This is a genomic window from Acinetobacter radioresistens DSM 6976 = NBRC 102413 = CIP 103788 (assembly GCF_006757745.1).
GTDB lineage: Bacteria > Pseudomonadota > Gammaproteobacteria > Pseudomonadales > Moraxellaceae > Acinetobacter > Acinetobacter radioresistens.
On the sequence record NZ_AP019740.1, the window covers coordinates 2729107 to 2755300 of the forward strand.

Annotated in this window: 28 protein-coding genes and 1 pseudogene; 11 read left to right on the forward strand and 18 right to left on the reverse strand. The window is 38.7% G+C overall.

The window, feature by feature from the left end; genetic code table 11:
• Positions 1-28: 28 nt before the first annotated feature.
• Positions 29-1000 (forward strand): esterase/lipase family protein, encoded by a 972-nt coding sequence (locus ACRAD_RS12895; protein ID WP_005024309.1) that lies wholly within the window; start codon positions 29-31, stop codon positions 998-1000.
• Positions 1001-1059: 59 nt separating this feature from the next.
• Here the strand turns inward: ACRAD_RS12895 and rplS are convergent, their stop codons facing one another.
• The 12 genes from rplS to ispH form a co-directional block, all read right to left on the reverse strand.
• Positions 1060-1434 (reverse strand): 50S ribosomal protein L19, encoded by a 375-nt coding sequence (rplS, locus tag ACRAD_RS12900; RefSeq protein WP_005024307.1) that lies wholly within the window; start codon positions 1432-1434, stop codon positions 1060-1062.
• 174 nt (positions 1435-1608) lie between these two features.
• Positions 1609-2358, reverse strand: a complete 750-nt coding sequence (trmD, locus tag ACRAD_RS12905; RefSeq protein WP_005024304.1) for a tRNA (guanosine(37)-N1)-methyltransferase TrmD — start codon at positions 2356-2358, stop codon at positions 1609-1611.
• 26 nt (positions 2359-2384) lie between these two features.
• Positions 2385-2933 (reverse strand): ribosome maturation factor RimM, encoded by a 549-nt coding sequence (gene rimM, locus ACRAD_RS12910; RefSeq protein ID WP_005024302.1) that lies wholly within the window; start codon positions 2931-2933, stop codon positions 2385-2387.
• An 18-nt stretch (positions 2934-2951) separates the two neighbouring features.
• Positions 2952-3209 carry a 30S ribosomal protein S16 gene (gene rpsP, locus ACRAD_RS12915; protein ID WP_005024300.1) on the reverse strand — a complete coding sequence of 86 codons (258 nt, stop codon included), beginning with the start codon at positions 3207-3209 and terminating at the stop codon, positions 2952-2954.
• 153 nt (positions 3210-3362) lie between these two features.
• Complete coding sequence (locus ACRAD_RS12920; RefSeq protein WP_005024297.1) at positions 3363-3812, reverse strand: type IV pilin protein; 450 nt, start codon at positions 3810-3812, stop codon at positions 3363-3365.
• The gene (locus ACRAD_RS12925; RefSeq protein ID WP_005024295.1) at positions 3806-4234 is read right to left on the reverse strand and encodes a type IV pilin protein; all 429 of its coding nucleotides are present in this window, start codon (positions 4232-4234) and stop codon (positions 3806-3808) included. Before ACRAD_RS12925 ends, ACRAD_RS12920 begins: the two co-directional genes overlap by 7 nt.
• A gap of 9 nt (positions 4235-4243) precedes the next feature.
• On the reverse strand, positions 4244-7807 hold the full coding sequence (locus ACRAD_RS12930; protein WP_005024292.1) for a PilC/PilY family type IV pilus protein: 3564 nt from the start codon (positions 7805-7807) through the stop codon (positions 4244-4246).
• Between the two features lie 2 nt (positions 7808-7809).
• The gene (locus ACRAD_RS12935; RefSeq protein ID WP_005024290.1) at positions 7810-8592 is read right to left on the reverse strand and encodes a pilus assembly PilX family protein; all 783 of its coding nucleotides are present in this window, start codon (positions 8590-8592) and stop codon (positions 7810-7812) included.
• The gene (locus tag ACRAD_RS12940; RefSeq protein ID WP_005024287.1) at positions 8592-9542 is read right to left on the reverse strand and encodes a PilW family protein; all 951 of its coding nucleotides are present in this window, start codon (positions 9540-9542) and stop codon (positions 8592-8594) included. Before ACRAD_RS12940 ends, ACRAD_RS12935 begins: the two co-directional genes overlap by 1 nt.
• On the reverse strand, positions 9542-10087 hold the full coding sequence (gene pilV / locus ACRAD_RS12945) for a type IV pilus modification protein PilV (RefSeq protein ID WP_005407206.1): 546 nt from the start codon (positions 10085-10087) through the stop codon (positions 9542-9544). The genes ACRAD_RS12940 and pilV overlap by 1 nt, the downstream gene beginning before the upstream one ends.
• Positions 10084-10569 (reverse strand): prepilin-type N-terminal cleavage/methylation domain-containing protein, encoded by a 486-nt coding sequence (locus ACRAD_RS12950; protein WP_005024282.1) that lies wholly within the window; start codon positions 10567-10569, stop codon positions 10084-10086. The genes pilV and ACRAD_RS12950 overlap by 4 nt, the downstream gene beginning before the upstream one ends.
• Before the next feature lie 152 nt (positions 10570-10721).
• A complete protein-coding gene (ispH, locus tag ACRAD_RS12955) occupies positions 10722-11672 on the reverse strand; it encodes a 4-hydroxy-3-methylbut-2-enyl diphosphate reductase (protein ID WP_005018168.1) in 951 nt (316 codons plus the stop codon).
• A 133-nt stretch (positions 11673-11805) separates the two neighbouring features.
• Here ispH and gmk point away from each other — a divergent pair, with 133 nt between their 5' ends.
• From gmk to bfr, 6 genes are all read left to right on the forward strand, one after another.
• Entirely contained in the window at positions 11806-12429 is a 624-nt protein-coding gene (gmk, locus tag ACRAD_RS12960; protein WP_005024279.1) for a guanylate kinase, read from the forward strand.
• A 76-nt stretch (positions 12430-12505) separates the two neighbouring features.
• On the forward strand, positions 12506-12787 hold the full coding sequence (rpoZ, locus tag ACRAD_RS12965) for a DNA-directed RNA polymerase subunit omega (RefSeq protein WP_005024277.1): 282 nt from the start codon (positions 12506-12508) through the stop codon (positions 12785-12787).
• A 204-nt stretch (positions 12788-12991) separates the two neighbouring features.
• Positions 12992-15091, forward strand: a complete 2100-nt coding sequence (locus tag ACRAD_RS12970) for a RelA/SpoT family protein (protein WP_005024275.1) — start codon at positions 12992-12994, stop codon at positions 15089-15091.
• An 88-nt stretch (positions 15092-15179) separates the two neighbouring features.
• Entirely contained in the window at positions 15180-15563 is a 384-nt protein-coding gene (locus tag ACRAD_RS12975; protein ID WP_005024272.1) for a RidA family protein, read from the forward strand.
• A 222-nt stretch (positions 15564-15785) separates the two neighbouring features.
• Positions 15786-15980: a bacterioferritin-associated ferredoxin gene (locus tag ACRAD_RS12980; protein WP_005024269.1), complete on the forward strand. Its 195-nt coding sequence runs from the start codon at positions 15786-15788 to the stop codon at positions 15978-15980.
• Between the two features lie 306 nt (positions 15981-16286).
• On the forward strand, positions 16287-16751 hold the full coding sequence (bfr, locus tag ACRAD_RS12985) for a heteropolymeric bacterioferritin subunit Bfr (RefSeq protein ID WP_005024266.1): 465 nt from the start codon (positions 16287-16289) through the stop codon (positions 16749-16751).
• Positions 16752-17058: 307 nt separating this feature from the next.
• On the opposite strand, the gene ACRAD_RS12990 is transcribed toward bfr, so the two are convergent.
• Complete coding sequence (locus ACRAD_RS12990; protein WP_005024263.1) at positions 17059-17415, reverse strand: hypothetical protein; 357 nt, start codon at positions 17413-17415, stop codon at positions 17059-17061.
• A 298-nt stretch (positions 17416-17713) separates the two neighbouring features.
• Here ACRAD_RS12990 and ACRAD_RS12995 point away from each other — a divergent pair, with 298 nt between their 5' ends.
• From ACRAD_RS12995 to tfpZ, 4 genes are all read left to right on the forward strand, one after another.
• The gene (locus tag ACRAD_RS12995; protein WP_005024261.1) at positions 17714-17899 is read left to right on the forward strand and encodes a type II toxin -antitoxin system TacA 1-like antitoxin; all 186 of its coding nucleotides are present in this window, start codon (positions 17714-17716) and stop codon (positions 17897-17899) included.
• Between the two features lie 93 nt (positions 17900-17992).
• Entirely contained in the window at positions 17993-18160 is a 168-nt protein-coding gene (locus tag ACRAD_RS13000) for a type II toxin-antitoxin system Phd/YefM family antitoxin (RefSeq protein ID WP_005024258.1), read from the forward strand.
• 445 nt (positions 18161-18605) lie between these two features.
• Complete coding sequence (locus ACRAD_RS13005) at positions 18606-19076, forward strand: pilin (RefSeq protein WP_406565409.1); 471 nt, start codon at positions 18606-18608, stop codon at positions 19074-19076.
• Between the two features lie 167 nt (positions 19077-19243).
• Positions 19244-19978 carry a TfpX/TfpZ family type IV pilin accessory protein gene (gene tfpZ / locus ACRAD_RS13010; protein ID WP_005024251.1) on the forward strand — a complete coding sequence of 245 codons (735 nt, stop codon included), beginning with the start codon at positions 19244-19246 and terminating at the stop codon, positions 19976-19978.
• Positions 19979-20048: 70 nt separating this feature from the next.
• On the opposite strand, the gene ACRAD_RS13015 is transcribed toward tfpZ, so the two are convergent.
• The 5 genes and pseudogenes from ACRAD_RS13015 to ACRAD_RS13035 all read right to left on the reverse strand — a co-directional run bounded on the left by ACRAD_RS13015 (position 20049) and on the right by ACRAD_RS13035 (position 26139).
• On the reverse strand, positions 20049-20408 hold the full coding sequence (locus tag ACRAD_RS13015) for a hypothetical protein (protein ID WP_005024249.1): 360 nt from the start codon (positions 20406-20408) through the stop codon (positions 20049-20051).
• Positions 20409-20411: 3 nt separating this feature from the next.
• Positions 20412-22469, reverse strand: coding sequence for a hypothetical protein (locus tag ACRAD_RS13020; protein WP_005024246.1), 2058 nt, complete (start codon positions 22467-22469; stop codon positions 20412-20414).
• A pseudogene (locus ACRAD_RS13025) lies at positions 22466-24402 on the reverse strand (hypothetical protein). Before ACRAD_RS13025 ends, ACRAD_RS13020 begins: the two are co-directional and overlap by 4 nt.
• On the reverse strand, positions 24399-25826 hold the full coding sequence (locus ACRAD_RS13030; protein WP_005024241.1) for a tyrosine-type recombinase/integrase: 1428 nt from the start codon (positions 25824-25826) through the stop codon (positions 24399-24401). Before ACRAD_RS13030 ends, ACRAD_RS13025 begins: the two are co-directional and overlap by 4 nt.
• A 163-nt stretch (positions 25827-25989) precedes the next feature.
• Positions 25990-26139 carry an Arc family DNA-binding protein gene (locus ACRAD_RS13035; protein WP_227548691.1) on the reverse strand — a complete coding sequence of 50 codons (150 nt, stop codon included), beginning with the start codon at positions 26137-26139 and terminating at the stop codon, positions 25990-25992.
• Positions 26140-26194: the final 55 nt, after the last annotated feature.

A 26194-nucleotide genomic window follows, 5' to 3' on the forward strand; every position in this document is an offset into this window, starting at 1 on the left:
TATCAAAATAAAAAAATTGAGGATTATTATGAAATACGGACAATTCATTCTTGCTATATTTTTTGCCTCAGTAGCTTTAACAGCAAAAGCGGCAACCAGTGCTGAACAGGCTACGACCAAACTGATCGTTTCAAATTATGCTAAAACTAAATATCCAATCGTATTCAATCATGGTATGGCAGGTTTTATCAGTATTGGTACAGACCAGTTCGGTCTCGACTATTTTTATCAGATTTTGCCAGATCTGGCACGTAATGGAGCAAATACGTGGGCAACCCGGGTATCACCTTTAAACTCTACTGAAGTACGGGGAGAGCAGCTTGCGCAGCAGGTCGAAGAAATTCTGGCCCTGACAGGCGCACAAAAGGTGAATTTGGTCGGACACTCTCATGGTGGTCCTACCATCCGTTATGTTGCCGGAGTTTTACCTGAACGTGTGGCTTCATTGACAGCAGTCGGGGCACCTAATAAAGGTTCACCAGTAGCTGACCTGATTTTAAAGGCTGAAGGTACTGTCGTAGAGGCACCCCTGGTGGGCGTAGTCAATTTGGTTTCAAAAATGATTACTTGGGCTCAAGGACTTGATCCAAATAGTTATCCACATGATACCTTGGCAGGTGGCAACAGCTTAAGCCTGAAAGGCTCAGCCCAATTTAACAGCAAATTTCGACTTGGTATGCCTACTACGAGCTGTGATGAAGGTCCGTATCAGCAACAAGGAATCTATTTTTATTCATTTACTGGCGTAGGAGCTATTACTAATGCTCTTGATCCAGACTCGGCATTAAAGGCCACCAGTTTACTGATTGACCAGGGTAAAGATAATGATGGGCTGGTTTCACGCTGTAGCGCCCGCTTTGGTAAAACAATCCGTGATAACTATCACTGGAATCATTTAGATGAAGTGAATCAGGTTTTAGGTTTAAGAGATGTGTTTGCACCTGACCCGGTAGATGTTTACCGGCAGCATGCCAATCGCCTAAAACTTCAGGGATTATAATATATTATTAATTATAAAAAATGCGCCAGAAGGCGCATTTTTTAGCTGTACAAAACTGATTAAGCTTCAGTTTTACGAGCTGGAAGTTTTTCACGGATACGTGCAGCTTTACCAGACAGATCGCGCAGGTAGTAAAGTTTAGCACGACGTACAGCACCGCGACGTTTCACATCAATACGAGCAACGATTGGAGAGTGAGTTTGGAATACACGCTCAACACCAACACCGCTAGAAATTTTACGTACTGTGAACGCAGAGTTCAGACCACGGTTTTTCTTAGCAATTACTACGCCTTCGAATGCCTGTAGACGTTCACGGTCGCCCTCTTTTACTTTTACCTGGACAACTACTGTGTCACCTGGTGCAAAAGCCGGGATGTCTTGTTTAAGCTGAGCATTTTCTACAGCTTGTACTAAAGGATGCTTACCGCTCATGGGGTATCTCCAATATGCGCGAGTCAGAAGAGGTCTGATCATCGCTGGGTATAGAGGCTAAAACGCATAAACCCGATTGACTTTCCCTTTATGCTTGACCGCTTCAATGCATAAAGAGCCTATTGAAATACTTCAGGCAAACTGCCTGTAGTATATATGCTTGGACAATACCTGTTATTTGGCCTGTCTTTGCGAATCTTGTAGCCATTTCTTTTGCTGCTTGGTCAATTCAACTTTTTCTACCAGCTCGGGCCGGCGTTCTAAAGTACGTTGATAGCGCTGCAAAAACCGCCATTTTTCAATATTGGCATGATGTCCCGATTTTAAAATCTCTGGAACATCCATTCCCTCAAAATGGTCTGGCTTGGTATATTGCGGGCAGTCTAACAGACCATCCACAAAAGAGTCTTGCACATGAGATTGCTCATCAGACATCGCACCCGGAAGCCTCCGGATAATACTGTCTAATAAAACCATCGCCGGCAGTTCACCACCCGATAACACGTAATCACCAATTGACCATTCCTGATCAACATATTTCTGGATCAGACGTTCATCAACCCCTTCATAACGGCCACACAGTACAATCAGTCCGTCATATTGAACGAAGTCCTGTACCGCAGGTTCATTTAAGGTTTTTCCTTGCGGTGACATATATACCACAGGAACATGAACTGCACCCGCTTGCGTTGCAAGCTCTTTGGCACGATGAATTGCTTTCGCTAATGGCTCAGCCATCATCACCATACCGGGACCACCACCAAATGGACGTTCATCCACCCGTTTGTAATTCCCTTCAGCAAATTCGCGTGGATTGATACAATGAATTTGCATCAAATCACGTTGTGCTGCGCGCCCGCTAATACCGAAACGTGTAATCGCTTCAAACATTTCAGGAAAAAGCGTAATGACTGCAAAAAACATCGCAGACTCCCGTGTTTCCAAAAATGTTAGTAATCTACGCCCCAATTGACATAGATACGACCTGCTTCGAGATCAACGCGTTGTACCACATCTTTATGCCATGGAATCATTCGCTCTTCGCCATCAATGCTGTCAGGGGTTGCGCGAACCACCATCACATCATTGGCACCTGTTTCAAACATTTCGTGGATTTGACCGAGATTCACTTCCTGTTCTTCATCATCCAGACCTAATACGATTAAGCCTTTCAAATCTGACCAGTAATACTCGTCCACACCTGCTTGAGGCAGTTGCGATTTTGAAATCCAGACATTTGCGCCAACCAGATTGTCTGCTGCGGTACGATCACTCACACCTTTTAGCGAAACAACCAAGCCTTTGCCATGTGGTTTCCAACGTTTTACATCTGCTACTTGCCAACCTGCTTTGGTCTCAATGTACCAAGGCAGGTAGTCAAATATGTTGCTCATAGGTTCTGTATTGGAATAGACCCAGAGCCACCCATTTAATCCATATGCTGAACGTAGCTGTCCAATCTGAATACGATCTTCGGGAACATTCTGTGTTGGTGTCATGGGCTAGCTACTACCGTGTTAAACAGCAGCTACAGCTTTTTTAGCTTGAGCAGCTAAAGAAGCAACACGTTCAGAAGGTTGAGCACCTTGTGCTACCCAGTGAGCAAAACGGTCAGCATCTAAACGAAGTTTTTCTGCTTTACCTTGAGCTGTAGGGTTGAAGAAACCGATACGTTCGATGAAACGACCGTCACGTGCATTACGGCTATCAGTCACAATGATTTGATAGAACGGACGTTTTTTAGCACCACCGCGTGCAAGACGAATAACAACCATGATAGAACCTTATAGTTTTTACGGATTATCCATGTACCGACCACCGGAACACTTCAAACCCCTTTCATAGAGGGCAGTATTTTACGCGAAGTTTGCCCTGAATGAAAGATCAAAAAGTGTTTGGCTACAAATTTGGGTTTACTGTATCTGGTATTAGTTCCATGATGAATTTGACGAGAAATTACACGCATCAACTCCTTTAGACCAGAATTGTTCACCTTTATGATTTAAACAAAGCCATCCATCACCTTCCTGTTTTGTCGAAGTTTTTGGTTCAGCTATTAACTCCCACGCTCCCTCTACTGTCACAGATGATAATTCAACCTTGTATAAGGGTTTACTATTTTGTGGAATTTCCAACAATGCTGGATATCCTAAATCTGTCAGTTTAATCACAGAACTTCCGTTTGATAAACTTCCTTGAGAAACTTTATAGCGCTGAATCTTAGAAGCAATGTCAACTAAAGTGGTTTGGGCATCAACTCGATTTGCTTTGATAATGTATTGCAGATAAGAAGGAATAGCAATTGCTGCTAATATCCCAATTATAGCAACCGCTATCATTAATTCTATTAATGTAAATCCATGAGACTTATTCACCATGATTCACTCCCATCAGCACATTTAAAATTAATCTTAGATGATTGTAACGATTTACATTTAAGTCCATCACTCGACATTAAATAGTTATACGTTTTATTATCAGGGGCAAGAACTTGAATCATCCACCCTCTGCCCAAAATATCAGTTTCACTTAATGATTTAGCTGTATTATCCAGATCCACTATTTTTAGTTTAAATTCTGAGGGTAAGTTAGCTGTTCCAGTAAAGTTTTTATAGTTAAAATTTCTTGCTTTATGTCGTTCAAGCTGTTCAGCAAGAAATAGAATTTGTGACTCTACTTTTGCTTCCTGACTTTTACGTACATAAGCTTGATAACTTGGCAAAGTGATTGCGGTAAGAATAGCTATAATAATTATGACAATCATTAATTCTATTAAAGTAAACCCTTCCATTTTTTTCATAACTAGTCCTTATCTCTCATACCATCGTTGAGAAATAAACTGGGTTTTTCCTTGATAGCCCTTTAATTTTAAGTTATTTACAGTATTCAATATTATAGACCGATTACGCTTGAGGCCACCAAGATTTATCCCTACATTTCCACGCCCTAAATCAAATTCAGAGTCATATTCTATATCTTTTCCATCTGGTGACTTGCCTGTGAAACATTGTTTGCCTCCATAGGGCAAACAGAATAATTGAGCAGTACTCTTTCCTCGAATGCCTCCTGTACAAGATTTATTATCAATATCTTCATTTGCATTAAAAATACTTACATATAAATCATTATCAATCGCTATATGGTCATTTAAAATTCGAGACTTAGAAGGTAATGGATAGTACCAGCCATTTTTATCTATTCCTACACTGTCAGTTTTATTGTTTTTCACTAAATCTGTTAGGACTAAATTTCGTGTTTTTAGCTGATCAGGTTTCAAAACTGGTAAATTTCTCTTTGTTACATCTTTATCAAAAATGACATAAACAGCATCATTTGGATTTACTCCTGCTGACATAGGAGAACTGAAATCCCCAGATCCAATAGTAATCACAGCTAACTTATCATTTACAGTATTATGAATAGTAAAAGTAGGGGTAGTGTAGAAGCGCGGTGAGTTTTTACCATCATTTAAATTCAAGAGACGAGTTACACGAGCTGTCTCGCCGGAAACACCAGTTGTAGATAAGTTACCCCAATCAATACGCCAAAGCTGACCACCTAAATCACCAAAATAGAAATGGTCTGTCAAGCCATCATTATTGCGATCAACTGCTTTTATTTGACTTACCACACTATATTTTAAATCATCAACTTTACTCTCTGTGGCAGTATTGTTAGCGTGTTTACTGGCCCACCATAAAAGTTTTCCGTTATCTGCATCAAATATATAGACACCCGCTCCCTTGGAAGGTTCCGAAGCATAATCAGGACTCTCATAGGAACGATCATATCCCCCGCCAACTACCATGACTAACTTTCTTTTACCTTGCCAATTTACCCAAGTTATTAATGGCTTTGACCAACTTTCACCCATGTGAGTTAATGCTACTGGTGCATCTAATGCTGATGGGTCAATCTTAAACTTAATTTTTGGTGTCCCACCTGAAGAAGTTACATCAGACAAATCCAGAGCATAGTAGCTTCTCCCACCCATACGAAGACCGCCATAAATCCATTGTTTACCACCTTGTACAGTAACTTTAGGGTTAATACCTGTACCTGTAGTCACATATTCCGTATAAGCAGTCCAAGGACCATCTATACCATAGTGAAGCTCCCCTGCTTGTTCTTTATTATTCAAAAAAGCTTGAGGTTGTTTGTCAATCAATTCACTTGGTGCAAAGACAAAAATCTCTTCCCCAGCTCCGCCGCTATATCCATTTTCATTATTTCCAGCCTTAACTACATGCAACAATCCTGCAGTTGATCCAAATACGATCAAATCATCACGATTGGTATAAGTTAAAGTATCTGTAGCAGCAGTATATGAAGTAGTACCACTTTGGGTAATTAAAAGTGGCTTAGAATGCATTACTGCACCCATTTGTCGTAATTTTGCATTATTCTGATTTGTTATAAAGTTTTTAAAATTGGTATGAGGCGTATCACTCGTACTTATCGTTAAGGCTGATGCCATAGTTTTACTGATATCAAAACCAAATAACGCAGCCAAATATCCACGTTTTTTGTCCTGCACAAAATTATTCGTAGCATTTGATTCATATAAATCCTTAGCCACTAAAAGGTTTAAATCTCCTTTTTTAACTGTAGTTGCACTTGATTCAGCACCTGAAATTGTAATCTTAGCGCGATCTGTATAGATTTTTCTTTCCACAAAAGGAGAAATCGTTCTGCCTAATTTAACTTTACTTAAAGTACCACCCAACTTAACTCGAATCGTCTCTGCATTTGCTCCACTCCCTTTCGTAATTTCTTTGATGATTGCAGGGTCAGCCCAAAAATCGTAGACATCATCTGCTAGAATGCCTTCTTTACTCATGACAGCCTTATTATCTCGATCTTTAAGAACCCCTGTTTCTGAGGAGAATTTTTTTACATTCCCCATCCAGCTGACTGCTGTACTGGCTGGCTGCGGATCAAACTGAGGAAAATATACCCAAGGCTGGATCATTTGTGTATCAAGGTTATCTACTGGAATTGTAGCTGTACCTGTAGTGACTGAAGGAATATTTGTAGCTAATACTTGTAGAAACTGGTTAACACTATTAACAACTGATGCTGAATCACTGCCTCTATAAAATCCGCCTTTGCCTAAAGCACCCCATGCTTGAGCATCCAGAATATCATTCTTAGTATTCCCTGTTGGGGTGGCTTGATCCATGGTACTACCAAACCCGACCACTGCTGTTTTAATAGAAACTTTTAGAGGGTTTTTCTCAGGATCAAGCAAGGCTTTTGTATATTCTCCAATACAAGTCCAGTTATTGGTATTATTTTCAGAATTATAATAAGAACCCCTTCCACCTAAAGAGGCAGTGGAGCAACTAAAAGATGAGCCATTAGTTCCTAAACTTTTTTTCATTATATTCAGGGAAGAGGCATTTTTTCCATACTCAGGTACACCATCAGTTAGGAAATAAATACCATAGCCCGAACATTGTGAAGTATCAATACTGGCAGTTGGCATCGTTTCAGGTGCTTTATACTTTCCGCTATTTTTGACATCTGAAACAGCTGCATTGTAACCGCTATTATCTACCCCGGCTGTGGTTTCACCTAGCATATAAGCACCAGCTTCTGCATAGGCAAAAGCAGTGGGTGTTCCACCATGTGCATTTATATTATCTATTATTTTTAATAATCTACTGCGATGAGTTTCCTTTACGCTACCTGACGCAGAAGATTTTAAAAAGTAAACTGTTGTTCTTTTTTCTTGTAAACAGTTTATGATACTAAATGAACACTCTGTTTGCTCTTCGGAAATACTATATGAAGTACCTTCTATAGTTTTTGAATAATTTTTCCAACTCTTACATATACCTTTATCATCCCAATTATCACACTCTTGTTTTGAATCCTGTGACCATCGATTCCAGTCTAAGCAACCAAACACGTAACAAATTCGAGATCTTTTATCGACAGTTTTAAATACCTCCTTATCTAGCTCTGAAGTATAGGTATAAATATCCCCTAACCTTTTTGCCCCTATTTGAATACGTCCCGTCCCATCATTATTTGAAGCTGTACCACTAAATACACCTAGTCCCACATATAAATTATCATCTAATTTTTGAATATTTTTTGCAGGATTTCCATTCAGCAAATCTTTCATTCCAGTTTTTAAATAGTCTAATCGAGACACATCCCCTGATTGACATTTATAATCTGTTGATGCGCGATTATCACAGTAAGCCATACTACCAGACACGTCGAGCATAAACATTAAAGTAGTTTTAGAAGTTTGGGCAGGTTTATATAGTTCAATATCACTTGCACTCACCGCACCACAGACCAAACTAGTCAATCCTGCGGCCCATGCTGTTACTATCGATTTTTTAAATTTAATTTTCATAGTCACCCCCCCTGCTTCGCATAACTAACGACTGCATAGTCCATCACCTGCTGGCTATACGGTATACCCAAATCACTAAAACACTTTGTCACAGTATTTTTATCTGAATATCCTGGAATTTTTTCATTCATATTATTTTCAAAACACGCATTTACTTTATCTACATCCCAATCTTGGGTTGCAGCACCTGGCAATACTGAAGTTACTATAATTCGTACAGGTTGAACTTGATCTAATTGAACGGTTGTTGTGTCTACCCCTATAGGAAAGAATTTAAATGGGACATCAGTATTAAGACTAGCTTTTTTAACTGCAATTTGAGTAATCACTGCATCTCGTTTAGAGGTAAAAAAGTTAGAACTGTACTTACAAAATCCCTCAGATCCTAGTTCTCTATTTTTAATACTGATTTCTTTTTTACCATCTACTTCTTTCTCTTCCCAAGAAATAATACTTGTTCTTGATAAAGAGAACATTGTTGAAGCTGTCTTAGGTCTATAGCAGAATACAACTTCTTTATTTAAAAATTGATCTGATTTTACTAGCCCCAGCATTCCTAAGGAACTTAAATTTCTTTGAAGTATAGTATTATCCTTATTATCCCGTTCAATCGCAAAAAAAGCCGCATCACTATTTTGCTGCAAAAGCACCTGAATCTGGCTATTAGTCGCAATACTTAAACCAGTTAAACTTTGTTTGATCGCTAAAGCACCAATAATAGTTACAAGCAATAGAACAAACATGACTACAATGAATGCAGCACCGTTCTGATATTTATATTTCATCATAGCTCCTCCATAAGCCCATAACCATTACGAAGTGCTATAGTCTGAGTAATGACTTCTCGAAGATATTTTTTATCAGCATCCTTTATTTCGACTTCTTTATTAAAAATATTAAATTTAGTACGTATAGTTTCATTATTATTTACTGCTTCATAACTGCGAGATAAAATTGCAAGTTGGATAGACATAATTCTTGGTCTTGGATCTGCATTTTTAGTAAGCTTATTTCCTTCTCCCATATAGTCTTCTACTGACAAATAACGATACTCATCTTTATCATTTTCTTTAATTCCAAGAAGAAACTTAAAATGATCGACACGTCTGATAATAATTTGCCCATTATCACCGAAATTAGTAATACTGGGAGCAGGAGTTGCGAGTAAAGCTTGATAACGTCCCGCATCACAAGCTAATGCGTAACCCTCTCCATCTTTTCGTAAAAAATACCGTTGGACAATAAATGTTCCACGATTAATTTCTTCCTGCTCAATCTTATTGCCCTCACAATCAAAAGTATCTGGCTCATAGGCGCGATACTGAATAACTAATTGATCACTTGTACCTGCAGCTGAGGTATGAATACCTGTTCTAGAGACTAAATTCAAACCGCTATTGCTTTTCAAATGAGATGGAAAATTCATGGGTTGAGCCGCCAGCTCCTCTTCTGTTAAACCGGTATAACTACTCCTACTGGTTAAAACAATACCGCCATAATTATTTCTATCATTAATAACTGATTGATTGGCATCCAAATTTGCTAATTTAATATCTCGGATAATATAATTTAGTCCAAAATTACCATTATCTTGTAACTCAGACATAGATTTTTGAATGTTATAGTTTAAAGTACTGATTAATAAAACTTGCAAAGCCGCAGCAGCTACTATTATTCCAATTAACAGAGTAACTAATAATTCAACAAGAGACATACCTTGAATACTTTTTTTCATTAGTAGGTCTCCATCACCACACATTTAGAATTAGATTGATAGCTTCCATCTTTTGTACAATCATTTTTATCTGTGCCATTTTTTGGGTTAGTTTCATCCCAAGCGACATAAATACAATAACGCTCACGTGTTAGACCATCGCAAGGTTCAAAAGCAATCTGCATACCGATTTCCGAAGCTTTTGTTTTTACTTGCCTAATATCTTCTAGCGCTAAATTTCGGTAATCACATTTTTTTTCTTTAAAACAATTTTCATAAGGCCTGCCTGAGCTAGTCCGAAATGCATCTTCATAAGAATTTAATTTTTCTTTTCCTGTTTTATCTGCTCTATCTACTTCAATATTCTTAGACAAACCTTGTTGATTAGCACGAATTTTCTCTGCTAAATCTCGTGCAAGATTAGTTCCCTGTATACGCTTAGTTGCTTCAACAGAGGCTTCTAGCGCCCTTACTTGTAATATAGAATAACCAAGAATTGCTATTGCCAGAATAATTAAAGCAACTAAAACCTCTATTAAGCCCATGCCCTTTTGGTTAATGATCATGTGCATTCACTTCCTAAACCTGAGTTAGGCAAAACTTCTACGCGACCAAATCCAGTCAATCGCAAAAACTGTTCAGCCTTATTATTTCTTACTGATATTAAAATATGTCCTTGAAGGTCTTTAACGTTTCCTTGAATATTAAAACTTATAGTTTCTAAATTTTCTTGTTTTTCTTTTAATATTTTGTCTCTACATTCTGCTGTATAAAATTTAATTTCAGTTTTTTCATTATTACTATTCCAATAAATATGCTGACTATCAGACTGACCATCTTTCTTCAAATAAACAGTAACTGGCTTTCTATAAATTGCAGAGTTTGAGCGAGCTATAGTTAATATACTTGCTAAATCTCTAACCGTTTTTTGCACTTGTCTATTTTCTTGCATGGCAGAAAAATTCGGAGCTGCAATCATCGCAATAATCGCCATCACTGCAATCGTGACCATCAATTCAACCAACGTAAAACCGCGCTTGAGTTGCATGATCGCCTCCTGTCAAAATTTTGACGCCTTTTAAATAATACAGTTTACATTAACAGAACATATACAGAACAGATAAAGGGTATAAAAAAACAGATAACCGTTATTTAACAACTATCTGTTTTAAAACTTTAAAAGCTAATAAAAATTTATATTTAAGCTTGGGTTACAGGAATTCTTAATTCTTTAGGCAGGCTAAAAGTAATATTTTCTTCACAGCCTGAAAGTTCCTGCGGTGCTTGGGCTCCCCAATCCTGCAGGCGCTGAATTACCTGTTTGATTAAAATTTCTGGCGCAGATGCTCCAGCGGTTACACCAATTTTGGTAGTTTGTCTAAACCAGCCATGTTCCAGCTGATCAGCATTATCTACCAAATAGGCTGTCTTACCCATACGTTCTGCCAATTCACGTAATCGGTTAGAATTAGAAGAATTGGGGGAACCCACTACTAGTACAACATCACATTGCTTCGAGAGATCACGCACTGCATCTTGGCGGTTCTGTGTGGCATAACAAATATCATCTTTGCGTGGTCCCTGAATATGAGGAAATTTCTTACGCAATGCATCAATCACTTTAGCCGTATCATCAATAGATAAGGTCGTCTGGGTAACAAAAGCAACTTTTTCAGGATTACGCACAATTAAGGCCTCAACATCCTGTTCATCTTCAACCAGATAAATATCGCCACCTTGGCTTTTATCGTACTGCCCCATAGTTCCCTCAACTTCCGGATGACCTTGATGCCCGATCAGAATTGCTTCTATACCTTCACGTGCATACTTGGTTACCTCAATATGAACTTTAGTCACTAAGGGACAAGTTGCATCAAATACTTTCAGACCACGACGTTCAGCTTCCAGCTGGACTGCCTTTGAAACTCCATGAGCACTAAAAATAACAATATTATCGTCTGGTACTTCATCCAGTTCATCAACAAAGATGGCACCACGCTGCCGCAGATCATCTACTACAAATTTGTTATGTACCACCTCGTGACGAACATAAATGGGCGGGTTAAAGCATTCAAGTGCACGGTTGACGATCGCAATGGCTCGGTCTACACCTGCACAGAACCCGCGTGGATTGGCCAATACAATTTCCATAAGATCCTCAATGTTCACTTAAACGGCTGAATATTTTTGTCAGAACCCGCCAACTATTTCAGCTCAACTATTTAGTTTAGGCGCGCTCTGCTCTAAAATAGAGAAGATATTTTATCATATCAGGAAAAATATCATGTCGGGTCTATTGTTTGTCGTTTCTGCTGCGTCAGGAACAGGCAAAACATCTCTTGTTAAAGCCCTTCTTGAACGTGTCAGCAATTTGCATGTATCTGTTTCCCATACAACTCGTGGTCAGCGTCCCGGCGAGCTGAATGGCGTACACTATCATTTTACCAGTAAAGAAGAATTTCTGGCCCAAGTTGAAGAGGGCGGTTTTGTAGAATATGCAGAAGTTTTTGGTAATTATTATGGAACATCACAGGCCACCGTAAAAGAACAACTGGTTAAAGGACATGATGTTTTACTTGAGATTGACTGGCAAGGTGCCGAGCAGGTTCGCAAGATTTTTCCTGATTCCAGACAGATTTTTATTCTACCGCCAAGTCAGTTTGATTTGCGTCAGCGTTTATCTAACCGCGGTACTGACAGTGTTGAGGTAATTGAACACCGCCTGAGCTGTGCGGTTGAAGACATGCAGCAGTATGTCAATTTTGATTATTTAATCATTAATGATGATTTCAATAAAGCCTTGCACGATCTTGAGTCTGTAATCAATGCTAACCGCCTTACCATGGTCCAGCAAGCTAATCGTCATCAAGGCCTGATCGAAAAACTCATCAGCCCGGTAAGTGAATAAACTTGAGTCAAGCCTAAAAGCATTTTATACTGTGCAGTCTAGCCCAGATTTTATATTGAAATAAACGAGAACTCTTATGGCACGCGTAACCGTTGAAGATTGTTTAGACCATGTAGACAACCGCTTTGAGCTTGTACTAGTGGCAAGCAAGCGCGCGCGTCAACTTGCACGACAAGGCATTGAGCCTACTGTTGAATGGGACAATGACAAACCGACTGTAGTTGCTTTACGTGAAATTGCAGCTGGTCACGTTTCTAAAGACATCCTGAAACAGCGTGATCAGGATTATCAGACTTCTAGCCTTGACTTGGCCTTGTCTGCGAATAATCTGAATCTTGAAGGTTTCTCTTTTCAATAAGACCAAGCTTCTCTAAAAAGGCCTAGTTCAATACTAGGCCTTTTTATTCCAAGGGAATTGAATGTTTTAAAAATCGGCAAAAACAATAGGTCTGATTGAAAAAAATTGCTATTTTTTGCCTGTAAAAAATTGACAAGTGAAGCAATATGATTTTCATTAGAAGATTGTTAAATTTAACTGAAAACTATCAGTAAAGGGTGATTTATGCCAGGCGAAGAGGTCAGCCAAGCCAGATTACAGCTCAAAATGATTATCGATGCGTATTTAAGTCCAGACGACGTCGAGCGTGTACTTGCGGCCTGTGATTTTGCTGATCTTGCACACACCGGCATTACCCGTAAAAGTGGTGAGCCCTATATACTGCATCCGATTGCTGTGACCTGTATTCTGGCGCATATGCGTCTTGACAGTGAAACACTGATGGCTGCCTTGATGCACGACGTGGTAGAAGATACCGATTTTTCGAAAGAAGATATTAAAGAAAAATTTGGTCCTGTAGTTGCCGAGCTGGTAGATGGTGTTACCAAGCTAACGCATTCCAGTGACAAACAATATAATAAGGCTGCGTCTTTCCGCAAAATTTTGCAGGCAACTTTACAAGACCCGCGTGTCATTATTATTAAACTGGCTGACCGCTACCATAATATGACTACACTGGATGCCTTACGCCCTGACAAGCGTGCGCGTATTGCCCAAGAAACCTTTGATATATTTGTACCTATGGCGCGTATTGTGGGTATGAACGAGATGGCTGATAACCTTGAGCATTTGTGTTATCAGAATCTTGACCTTGATATGTTTGATAATGTTCAGGAAGCACTCAAACAGACCAAGCCAAAACGTTGCCAGTTTCAGGCAATATGGGAACAGAAGCTTGGAGAGCTGTTAAAAGCTTATCATCTTGAAGGGCGAATTAAGAAGAAAGATAACAACATTGAACTATTACGACATTTTGTTAAAAATGAGATGAATCTGCAAGAGCTAACCCATAGCCATGCATTCGAGATTATTTTGCAAAGTATTGCTGACTGTGATCGCCTGGTTGAGGCTTTAGAGCAGAATTTTCAGGTTTTACAGTTTGAAGACCATATCCGTCGTCCCCTGCCCGGTGGTAATCAATCGCTTCTGATGAAACTTAAGGGCGAACAGACTACCTTGTCTTTAACTATTCAGACTGAACTGATGCGTAAGGCCGCGCGCTTTGGTGTGGTATTAGGTGAAAGTGCACCACAAGCTTGCCGCTCGGCTATTCAGGCTTCTATGCAAAATCTGAATACGCTAATTGATGGCGAATGTGCTAAAACCACTTTTAATGATTTACTGGATTATCTGCATCAGGAAAAAATCTGGGTTTATACCCCACACGGTCATCTGCATGAACTTCCTCAAGGTGCTACCGTGGTTGACTTTGCCTATGCAGCCAGCTTGTTTTTAGGTAACCATGCCGTTGGTGCCAAAATTAATGGAGAAATACGACCGCTTTCTACCCCTCTGGTCAGTGGACAGGTGGTTGAGATTATTACAGATGTATTGGCAACTCCAAATCCAGACTGGCTCAGCTTTATCAACACACAAAAAGCACGTCGTGCCTTACAGAATATTTTAAAAGATCAGGATATTGATGAGCAGCGTTTAGTAGGTCAGCAAGCTTTGAATCGGGCATTGAAGATGTTCAATCGCTCAATAAAAGATTTGTCTGATGCTGATTGGGTTGATCTTTTGCAATGGCGCCATATTGAACATAAAGAAAGTCTGTTTGAACAAATCGCAGTAGGTGATCTGCTGCCGCAACTGGTTGCTAATCACCTTTATGCTCAGGAACAGGCTGATGAAGAATATAATTCACAACGCCTAATACAAGGCACAGATGGCGTAGATGTGAAATATGCGCACTGTTGCAACCCGGTCTTGGGTGATCCGATTCAGGGCCATCTGTCACGCCGTGGCTTAATTGTACATCGGGCCCGTTGTAATAATTTAATGCATGAACAGCATCTGCATCCGGAAACGATCATGCCGCTACACTGGAATTCAGAAAGTGAGGAAGAAGTCAGTTTCACTGCTTATCTGTGTATCGATATGGCAATGGATGACGAGCAGATTTCTGACTTGATCTATCAATGTCGTAAAGCCAAGACCGGAGTGGAAATGGTTCAATCACAGGATGACCGGACTTATGTCAACATCGTAGTCAATAACCGTCGTCAGATTGCCCAAATCATTCGCGATTTACGCATGCATTTTGGTTTTCCACGTATTAGCCGTTTGTCTATGCCAGTTGCTTTGGTCCAGAATGCCAGTTAAATCAAGTTGATCAGTTATATCGATTAGTACTTTTGTCACTGCCTAGCATGGTTTATGATCAGACAGGTTAAAAATCAAGGAGAAATCGATGTCCCGCCAAGTGATTCATACTGAAAATGCTCCAGCTGCTATTGGTACCTACTCTCAGGCTATTTTAGTTGGTGAAACACTTTACCTGTCTGGTCAGATTGGTTTAGACCCTTACAGTATGGAGCTGGTCGATGGCATCGAAGCACAGGTTCGCCGCGTCTTTGATAATTTAAAAGCTGTATGTGAAGCTGCTGGCGGCACATTGGCTGATATTGCCAAACTCAATATTTACCTGACTGATCTTTCCCATTTCCAGCTGGTTAACCAGATTATGGGTGAATATTTTGCTCAGCCCTATCCGGCGCGTGCTGCTTTAGGTGTAGCAAGCTTACCTAAAGGAGCTCTGGTTGAGATGGACGGTATCGTTATTATTAATCAATAATTTATAAAATTTATCAGATCTTTAATCTTAAATAATCAAATCTAAATCATGAATCACTTTGTGCGGTAATCTATGTAATACCCAGATTTCCGCTCAGGTGATATTTTTTTATTCAAAAAGCCAATTAAAAAAATAGCCTTTTTAAATGAATTTCATTGACAAACGATAATAATTATCAATAATATCACTTATCCCGTTTATATTACTGTGGTTAGCGCCGATATGTACGTTTGCCTGTGCCGTGGAATTACTGATCAAGATATCAAAGATGCTGTTGCCAATGGTGCAGAAAGCTATCGTGAAATTCGTGATTTACTTGACCTAGGAACCTGCTGTGGTCGCTGTGCTCCAGAAGCACGTAGTATTATTAGTGATGAACTGTCCAAAATTGCAGCACGTATTTCTGTAGCAGCTTAAGTCCCGAAATATAATGACAATAAAGATTCTTCTTGCATAAATTAAGGTTCAGCTTCAAGTTTCTTGTGAAGAGAATTAAAAGATGTATGCAAGAACTCTCTCATGATCAATCGATCATCTCCTCCTCCCCGCTCGTGATTCCAAGCGGGTTTTTATTCTCTACCATAAAAGCTGCTGTGTTTCTGATTGCGATTTTCATTTGCTGTTCTATAAATTACTCGCCATTCATGGATGGGTTCGCTAAGATAACTCTATAGATTGCCTTATATCTTTCATAAGGCAGAAATTGTTTATGGAGAACTTACAATGAAAGGCAATCGTGATGTAATCAATCAGCTCAACCAAGTGCTTTATCATCAACTGACCGCTATTAACCAGTACTTTTTACATTCCCGTATGTTCAATGATTGGGGGATTGAAAAGCTGGGTTCAGCCGAGTACAAAGAGTCTATTCACCAGATGAAGCATGCCGATAAAGTCATTGAACGGATTTTATTTTTAGAAGGATTGCCGAATTTGCAGCACCTTGGTAAGCTGTATATTGGCCAGCATACTGAAGAGGTTCTCTCTTGTGATGTGCGTAAGGTAAAAGAGAATATTGAAGCCTTACAAAAAGCTGTGTTGTTATCTGAGCAGCTTATGGATTATGTAACCCGTGATATGGTACAAGAAATTCTAGAATCTGAAGAAGAGTATTGGGACTGGTTAGAAACCCAGCAGGATTTAATTCAAAATGTGGGAATTAAGAACTATATTCAGAGTCAGATGTAAGAGCACAGCCAGCGTTTAGCTGGCTTTAATTTATCAGCCGATATAATAAAAGCAACAGACTGACAGCTATAGCTTTTTAAAAATAATACCTATTCACGCCGCCAGAGCAGACTTGCCTGATTTAATTTAATAGTCTCAACTTATTTAAATAGAGAGAATTAGCCTTACCTTGCTGGTTAGGAGTGGGTATAGACTCTATAACTCAGATTACGGCTCTATTGAAAAAAATTATGATTTAACATTGTATAAAAAACGCACCTTTTTGGATGCGTTTTTTGAATCAAGTTAAATAATTATTCCAATTAAATTACTCAGTGGTTGGAGCTAAAAGTTTGCAAGTAGCAGTTTTAGTACTACATTCAGTAATTTGTATTTTACTGGTACTGCCTCTAACTAATGGATCAAACTTTAGGGTAGCATCATTTAATGTTTTCTCTGCAGTTAAAGCAGTGACTGAGGCTGTTGTATTAGTACCACCACCATTACAGGCTGCAGCAGCATATGTATTTACCAATTTACCTTCAGAAGCCATCTCTGCAACTGCCGCTTTAACTGCTGCGGTCGCTTCCCCTAAACAGGCAGTATTCGCAGATTTTTGCGTATAATTCTGATAGGCAGGTAATGCAATTGCTGCCAAAATACCAATGATCGCTACCACGATCATGAGTTCGATTCATTCCATAAGTCACTTTGTATGGACACGCTCCAAACTATTGAATTCTATTGATTTACTCCATTTTATATTTTGTCCATATAGACATGCTTTTATAACGACAAATTTTTCAAGTTTGTCCATATCCTCAAAAAATGCGTAAAGTGTTAAAAACGTGTTTTAGTCCGCCTAATTAAAAATGAGCAATCTCCAAAAGAGACTTTTTGTATTCATACCGACCTTAAAAATTTTATGTTTGTTATGCGTCATGCGAAATATAAAAAATTTTATGCTCAAAAACAGATGAACGATGACCAACAATGAATGTATAGAAATACATCTAGAAGCTGAAACAAAGCAATTAGCAGAACGAACTGCCGCTACTCTGGGTTACGCTACACTCACCGAGTTTTTTATTTATTTAATTCAAAATCACGCACCACAAATTTTGCATGAACACACTCATATTCAGTTAAGTCATACTCAGTTCAAGTAATTTATCGAAGCATGTCGTACTCAAAATACAGTTCCTGCCCGATTAAAACAGGCTGCCCAGCTTTTAGATAAAGAAAATTTTTAAGGAGCAGAAATGAAAGTCATTACATGTGCTGAGCTGCAAGACAATTTAGCGGATATACTCGATTACGTTATAGACGATCATGCACCTGTACTTATTAATAGAGAAGATAAACAAGCCATGGTGATAATAAGTCTAGATGATTGTAATGCCTTTAAAGAAACAGCGTACTTACTTTAAAGTCCAGCCAATGCAAAAAGGCTAACTAACTCAATTGCACAAATTGAAGCAACTGAAACAACGTGTCATAAACTCAGTAAAGAGTGAGATTGAGATGCACTAACGATGGTAGAAATAACACCCTATACCTAAAAAACTTCAAGTGACCTACTTCAACATAGAGAACAACATCACAACACCCAAAAAGAAAGAAATGACAAATGTGTGATATACATCACACAATGACAATATTTGTCCTAAGCATAAAATTCAATCTGACAAAATTTGTCACTTTTTAACAAAAATATACAATCGAATAAAAAGACTTAAATTTTTTATGTGTAAGGTGCTGTTTTTCTTTGTAAATTGTCTATAATAAAAGTTGGCACGTTTAGTGCTAAGTATAAAATAGCTTACAAAGCTTATAACTAAATTAACAACATTTGTGGAGAATGTTATGAATACAATGCAGAAGGGCTTCACGCTCATCGAACTTATGATTGTGGTCGCTATTATTGGTATTTTGGCAGCAGTTGCAATTCCGCAATACCAAAACTATACAGTTAAGGCTAAAGTAGGAAATGCTCTTACTGCAGCAGAAACAATTAAAACTGAAGTTGCATTGTGTGCTCAAGAAACAGGCGATTTAGCTAACTGTGATGCGGGTACGAACGGTGTTACTGCTAATAACGCATTTACAGCAACCAAAGAAGTAGCATCGGTTTCTACAGAAAATGGCATTATTCAGATGACATTAGGTACAGGTATTAATGCTGCTGGTGTTGATGGATTAACGATTACTTTTACCCCAACACAAGGTACAACAAGTCTAACTTGGTGTCCTACAACAACTGTGACTCATGTGGCTGCTAAAGAGTTAATTCTTAAAAATGGTAAATGTGCTGCTGCTCCAACTAAGAATAACAACGAAAGCTAAAGCTAGTAATAGCGACCAAGGCTAGTTGGTTGTTTTAGAATGCATCTCAAAACTTGAGATGCATTTTTGTATAAGTAAAATAATTTATTTAAGCGTAGCAATTTTTAATATTCTTCCAGAAGCTATTATTAACTAAATAATAGCTAAAACAATATGGTAAAAATTTTATGTCCAAACGCCTAAAATTTTCCCTTAGCCATTTATTGCTTTCATTTTTAATCGCTTTATTGGTGATTGGATTAGTCTTTTTAATTTGGTATCCATCGCCGCTCGCCACAGCAGTTGGAGTGACCCATATCTTTTTAATGCTCTTGGTCATCGACGTAATTTTAGGACCACTTTTAGGTTTATTGGTCTATAAAGAAGGTAAAAAAACACTCAAATTTGACCTTAGTATCATTATTCTCATTCAAATCGCGGCTTTATGTTATGGGGTATTTAGCATTGAACAAGGTCGTCCTGCGTGGTTAGTGTTTCATGCAGATCGTTTTGAATTGGTTAGAAAAAATGATATAATTTTCGAAAATATTGACCAAGCGCAATCTCAGTTTCAACAGGCATCATGGACTGGTCCACAATTTGCTGCAGTAAAATTAGCATTAAGTCCACAGCAGCGTAAGAATGATATGTTTACCGAGGTATTAGGCGGTATTTCCCTTGCTCAACAGCCTGATCGTTACGTAGAACTGACTCAAGCAAAAAACCAAATCCAACAACGTGCATTACCGCTTGCAGAATTAGAACAATACAACCCAAAAACAGACGTTGAAAAAACTTTTGCCAAATATCCAAAAGCAGATGCGTGGTTACCTTTAAAAGCCAATGCAATAGATATGGTGGTTTTAGTCAATAAAGAATCCGCGTCTATCATCAAAATTGTAGATCTCAGACCGTGGCAATAATTTTAACGGCATATTTTTAACTCCATTTATTAAAAAGCCACTAAGTTCATAAACTGAGTGGCTATATTAATCAAATAGTCCGAGTACTTTGTCTCAATTCAAAATTTTCCAGCAACAGCGAATTGCACTTTTCTGGCAGTATTTCATAATCTTCTTTCAGCTGCTCATAATCACTTTTCACCGCTTTGGTCTTAGTTTTCGCTTGCTCAATCCGTTGTGCAGGCGTAAGAACATTTTGCCCTGCTGCCTGTGCAGCTTGCTCAATTGCCTCAATTAATGCAGCATGACGGCTCTTCTTAATCGAGCCTCGTTTACGCCCAGCTTCCATTGCAACCGTATCGTTATTAATGGCAGAGCCTTTCGGTAGAATAATCGGTTTGTTGGCTTTTAATCGCTCTAAAGCAGCGTAATAATCATTAAGTGCACTCATATTTTACACCTCAATATTAATCGTTTTAATTTTTTGAATCATTTTGTTTAAAGCCAAAATCTCACTGTCCATTTGCCCGTATAGCAGACTGTTCTGTACTTGCATATCTCGCTGCCGTTGTAGCCGCTGAACCGCTTTTTGCATTTTTTCAGCACTTGTTGCGTCAAACACAGCATGGGCACAACTCAAACAACTGGTAATCGCAGTAAATGAAATTTTTTCGCAAGAATCAGGATTGGTACATACGCCAAACAAGCTAGGCTTATAGGCAATTTCACCCTTTTTCATACGCTTAATGGTTTCATCACGATTTGGGAAAACCTTCAGCAATTGCTCACGGTCTTTTTGTAGTTGTAAATACGTTCCCGCACCACCGAGCAAGCGACTAGAACTATTAATTACACCATCTTCAAATTGTGCATAAGAATGCACCAAGCGCTGATATTCCAGTTCTTGAATAAACTCTTTTTGACTGTCACTCACTAAAATATTTGGTGCAAATACCGCATTATTACGGTAATACAACGTCATAGACTCTGTTAGATGCTTAAATTGGACTGACAAAGCGCCAAGTCCGATCATGCCTGAACGAGCGCCATAAACTGCAAGCGAACGTCTAAATTGATGGGTACAGATATTCCAGTACTCACCAACTTGGCAGTCTTTTTCTTCTCGCCAATTGCGGAAACCATCAAAAGCTTCAAGCTCGGCGATATCACTTTCTGTGATTTTCAACCCATCTCCAAGCAAGACAGAAATACGGCTTAAATACTGATTAAAATTAGACTGTGTTCGAGTCGGAGCACCCTCAAAATTAGAGATAAAATCCGTTTCATGCTCAATATTGCGGTTATTTTTATTTCGATGCTTTTGCGAGTATAGCGTTGGAAATAATGGGTATTCAGCAGAATTAGACATATCATAATGTGGGTTGAGCAGGGCGTATATTTCACCAATACTTTGTGCTGCATGTACGCCTACTTGAATATCTTCAAACGTGATCCAATACGTCGATTTATTTCCACCACCATGCAACTTGGAGGTATAACCCATAATGACATGCACAAGATGCTCATTACTTTGAATAGTTTGATAGCAATCAGAAGACAGCTGATTCACTTCATTGTCCCGCATCCCTGTAAACAGATGAATCCACAACTTGGCCATACCTTGAATCAGCGTCATATAACGGGTGAGGTTGGCATGTTTTTGAATCTGATTATTTTCAAACAGTGCCATTAAACCGAGTAAATCTCGAGCATCAGCAAAACTTACCGCATTTTTTTCACGCTTAAATTCTGTCGGCATCAAAGCAAAATTTGCATCCTGCTGCTTGCGCTGAAACCATTTCAGAAGTGCTGAAGCATTTTGATTAAACTCGTTTAATTTATCCGCTAAAGCATTAATGAAAGCAATATAAAGCCGTGAAGGGATCAACTTGGTTTGTGGACCTACTTTGCCTGACTGCAACCTGAGTTGAGCAGCCAACTTTGCTAAATGCTGTATTGGCTTATATGTACTAAACGCAGGAATGAGCAATGGGTATTGCTGTTGTAAGGCAAAACAATCCGTCAAAAATGCTTTAATGTGAATTGCTTTTTGATAGCTCACACCAACATAAGCATCATTCACTTTTGATATATATGCAACATCACTAAATAACTGTTGCAGTGTACAACCATTTTTATATGCAATTGCTGCAAACTGGCGTAAGACCGTATGCCGCTGTTCAATACTTTTAATAATCGACTTACCAGATTTTATATAAAGCAAAGCAAAACTGATTTTTTTCATTTCTGCCCGAATTTGACAGTAAAGAAAGTCATTTTCTCGGGCATTTTCAAGCCAACTATCAAAATTGAGGCGACAATCACACTTCGGTAAATATGGAGAAAGATCCCAGATATTGTCTGAATAAACTGACAATATCTCACCACTCTTCATTCGCGATAATACAAAAGTACTTGGAACAGTCAGCTGATTATTCTGTAGATTGTATTCATCAGGTAAGAACTGCTCAGCAATACCCAATGAATATAGATATGAATTAAATGAACTCATGATATCCACCCCAAATCAATTAGCAATTCAAAATGATTCAGCCAATACGCATCTAAATCACCACTTTCGACTTCTTCTTGAATTGAAAAAATACGATCACGTAAATTTTCATAAGTATCTGATAAATCGTTGAGTACTTCGTCAATTCGGTGTAAAACCACACCGAACTGTGACTCCCATTTAATCAAATCCGTGGCTTTTTGCTTAACGTATCCGAGCAGACTTTTTAGTGATAAAAGCTTGCGTACATCTTCATCGTCAGCGTGGACTGCATAGTATTGACAGAATAGGCAATGCTCAAATTGTTGGCAATTTGGAGTTGGGGCTTGCGCAGTAAAACCTGTTGCTTTTTCAGGTTGTAGATTGGTAGTCGTACAAGCTCCGACAGGTAAGGTTTGAACATCAACAGCCTCATCTAACGTTTGCACAGGAATACGCTCAACGGTTCGAGTTTTTGCTACCGCAACTTCTCTCAACTCATTAAAAAATTGTGAAATTTGCTGAGCTGCATCTTTGAATGAAGTACGTGCATAATTATTTCTTGCTGTATCAAGTGAGTGCCCCATCACTTCAGCTTCCAGCAATATATCGCCATCGCTCAATTCAACATATTGACTGCTAACATGTTTGCGCCACTCTTGTGGGGTGATCCAGGCCATTTTTGGGAAAATGCGCTGTAAAAAATTTTTTATTAATTGTAATCTGCCGTTGCTTACAGGTCCCAATTGCTGAATTTCATTGCGCAATGGAAAGACAAAATCACATGCTTCATCTTGTACATACCATTCTCGAAGTTCCAGAATCTTCCTAAAAACTGGCTCAAATTTCACCCCAAATTCTGGGTATAGTGTCTTACCACCTGCACGGCTTTTTGTTCCCGAAAACCTTCGCCCTTGAGTACTCGGTAGGATTTCCATCGTATCAAGTTGTAACTGTTGAGCAGTGTCTAGATTTGCACCAGTTTGCGCAATAAATAACAGCATACCGATGGCAAGACCGTAAGAGGCAAGTCTTGTACGCTCTAAATGTCGCTTGTCTTTATTACGCTCTTCAAGTTTACGAATCGCTTGATTGCGATTTTCACGTACACGTTTTCGATGCTCACTATCTTCTTCTAACTCAAAATCAGCCAGCATTTTAGAAAGGGCTGGAATAACTGGATATTTGGCTAAATAATTCTGCATATCAAACTGAATATGCTGTTTTTCAGTTTGATGATGAAAGCCCGAGTAAAAATAAAAATCTTCTTCATCTACAGATTGAAAATGCGCAGGAAAGTCATTTTCTTGTACAACAATACGATGAATTTCAAGAAAGACATTCAACAAAGTTGCATAAGTTTTTTGATGATCTTCTTTAGCGATTGGCAAAACAGGCACATCATAACGCTGAGACTGTACTTGCATCGCTTGACTAACAATATCAATTTCATGACAGTCAAATACATATGCGATTAACTTCGCCGCATTAAGCTGATATTGCTTTGCTGTATGTGCAGCTAGGTTTTTTTCATCAGTATCTGCAAGCAAAGTGCGATCAACTAAATATTTGCTGTAACGACGATACGCATCTATCACACTGTCTTGATTTGAGAAATCAAAATTTTTCTTTTGGCTATCCACCCAATCCAGAAACATTTTATTAGTGTAGTAAAAGAGCCCTTTTGACAAATCTGATCCGCTCATTTGCAACAAATAGTCCGTTAAACACTGCAAAAATAACGTCTTTTTTCATCAAAAGATGCAGATAACTGTTGTTCTGACAAAGCCTCGCCAGATACTCTTTTACGATAAAACAGAGTTCCGATGTCAAATGTCTTAAAAGCAAAAGAAGCTGTCTTATCTTTGCAGACGAGAACAAGTCGCTCATGCTCATTAATTTGTTTGTTGATATCTGAGATATGCACAAAAATCGGAGAGCGTCTAAAATTCATGACGATTCTCCTACTAAGTTTGCAGAAGACATCACATACTTCATCAAGCTAGACTCATACTCATGCTGAATTTTACTACGCCACTGTAACCGTGATTTATAATTCAGATATTGCAAAGTCGTACTGATGTTGCTATGACCCATCCGAGCTTGCACATATTCCACTGCTGTCATAGCTGAGTGCCCTTCAGGCAGATGTTGCAACTGACTTTCAAGCAAATTCATACCAAAACTGGCGCGTAAATCATGGAATTTGAAGCTTTGAAATTGCGGATCAATCAAGCGGATTTCTGGCAATAACACCACTTTTAAATAACTACGGACTGCTTCACCTTCATAGAGTTTAAGCCTAGTCCCAAATAAGTCAGAAGCTTTAATCTTCTCGGTCAGTTCTTGCTGTTCCGCTTTGCTACTGTAGTGAGGCGTACCAAGTTTGGTGAGAAATACATAATTTTCATCCGAGTCGCCATAGTTTGACTTTTTTCTACGCTGACGCGCTTGCTCACTATTGATGTAAATTTTAAGGTCTTGTACTAACCAATTTGGAATTAACAGCGTCATTGGCTTTTGAAATTTAGTATCAACACCTGTTCCTGCTCCAACAGGCAAACGAATAAAACCATGACTATCAGACTCACGATTGAGCAAACACTTAATTCGTAAAGTACAAATTGTTTGTAGGCGGGCACCTGTAAAAAGTGCAAGATAGAACATCAACTGATATTCACGTGATGATTTTTGCAGTGCTTTTAATATAATAGCCTGCTCTTCAACAGTGAGTGGGCTTAACTCACCACCATCCACAATAATTTCAGAGTTATGAGCTTTAGCAGGCACATGAATCGCAAGATCATGCGACTTAATTGCCATTTTTCTACGTGCGCCAAACTCATTATCTACAGCAATATATTTATAGACATCTTGAAAGGGCATGCCATAACGCTGATGATCGACCAAATCATCTGTTACAAGGAATCGATAAAAGTTCACCACGGCATTAATTCGACCGCTTGCAGAACTGGCTGAAATTACACCTGCATTCGCCTGGTCTATAAGGCGAGTACGATATTTAAAAATCGCATTCAACTGTTTTAGTTTATGAAATTTCAAACAATCAAGTTGCTCATCTTCCAAAAAGCGCTGAAAATCGACCAGCTGATTAGCAATTGAAGCAAACGTTTTAAAATCATACTGCACTGTTTGCTGTAGCTTTTTTAGTAAATACAGATTAAAAATTTCTGATGGGCTGCCATCTCCCTGAATAATAACTGGAAATTCAAGGTAAGCATCACCATATTTTTCGAACTCTGCATCATTTAAACAACGAGTTGTTTTAACTAGCTTCAACAGTTGAAATTTTGAGAGGGTCACAACTTTGGCTTTAGACTGGTAGCGTGACTGACCATTTTTAAGTTTAGTGCTCATTTGAGCCTCCTGTTTATAAAAAACAGGCAAAAAGCGAGCTTGAGGTAGGATTGACAAAGATGCCCCTATCCATCAAAATTGAAGTGTCTGGACGCCAATCAAGACATTCATAAAAGCTCATGCTCCCGCATGGGCTTTTATACTTTTTGCCGAATAAAAATAATTACTTTTTTGCCAATTTACTCTGTTCCTCCTTTCTTAAGCGTTCCAATTCCGTAATAAAAAAAGCATTCATTGACTGATGTCTTTGCTTTGCTGTTTGTTTAACCCAAGAAACTAAATCTATGGGTAAACGAAGATTCGTTTGTTTCATATGCACCACATTATTTGATAGCATATTGCTAACATAGCAATGTGCTAATACTTAT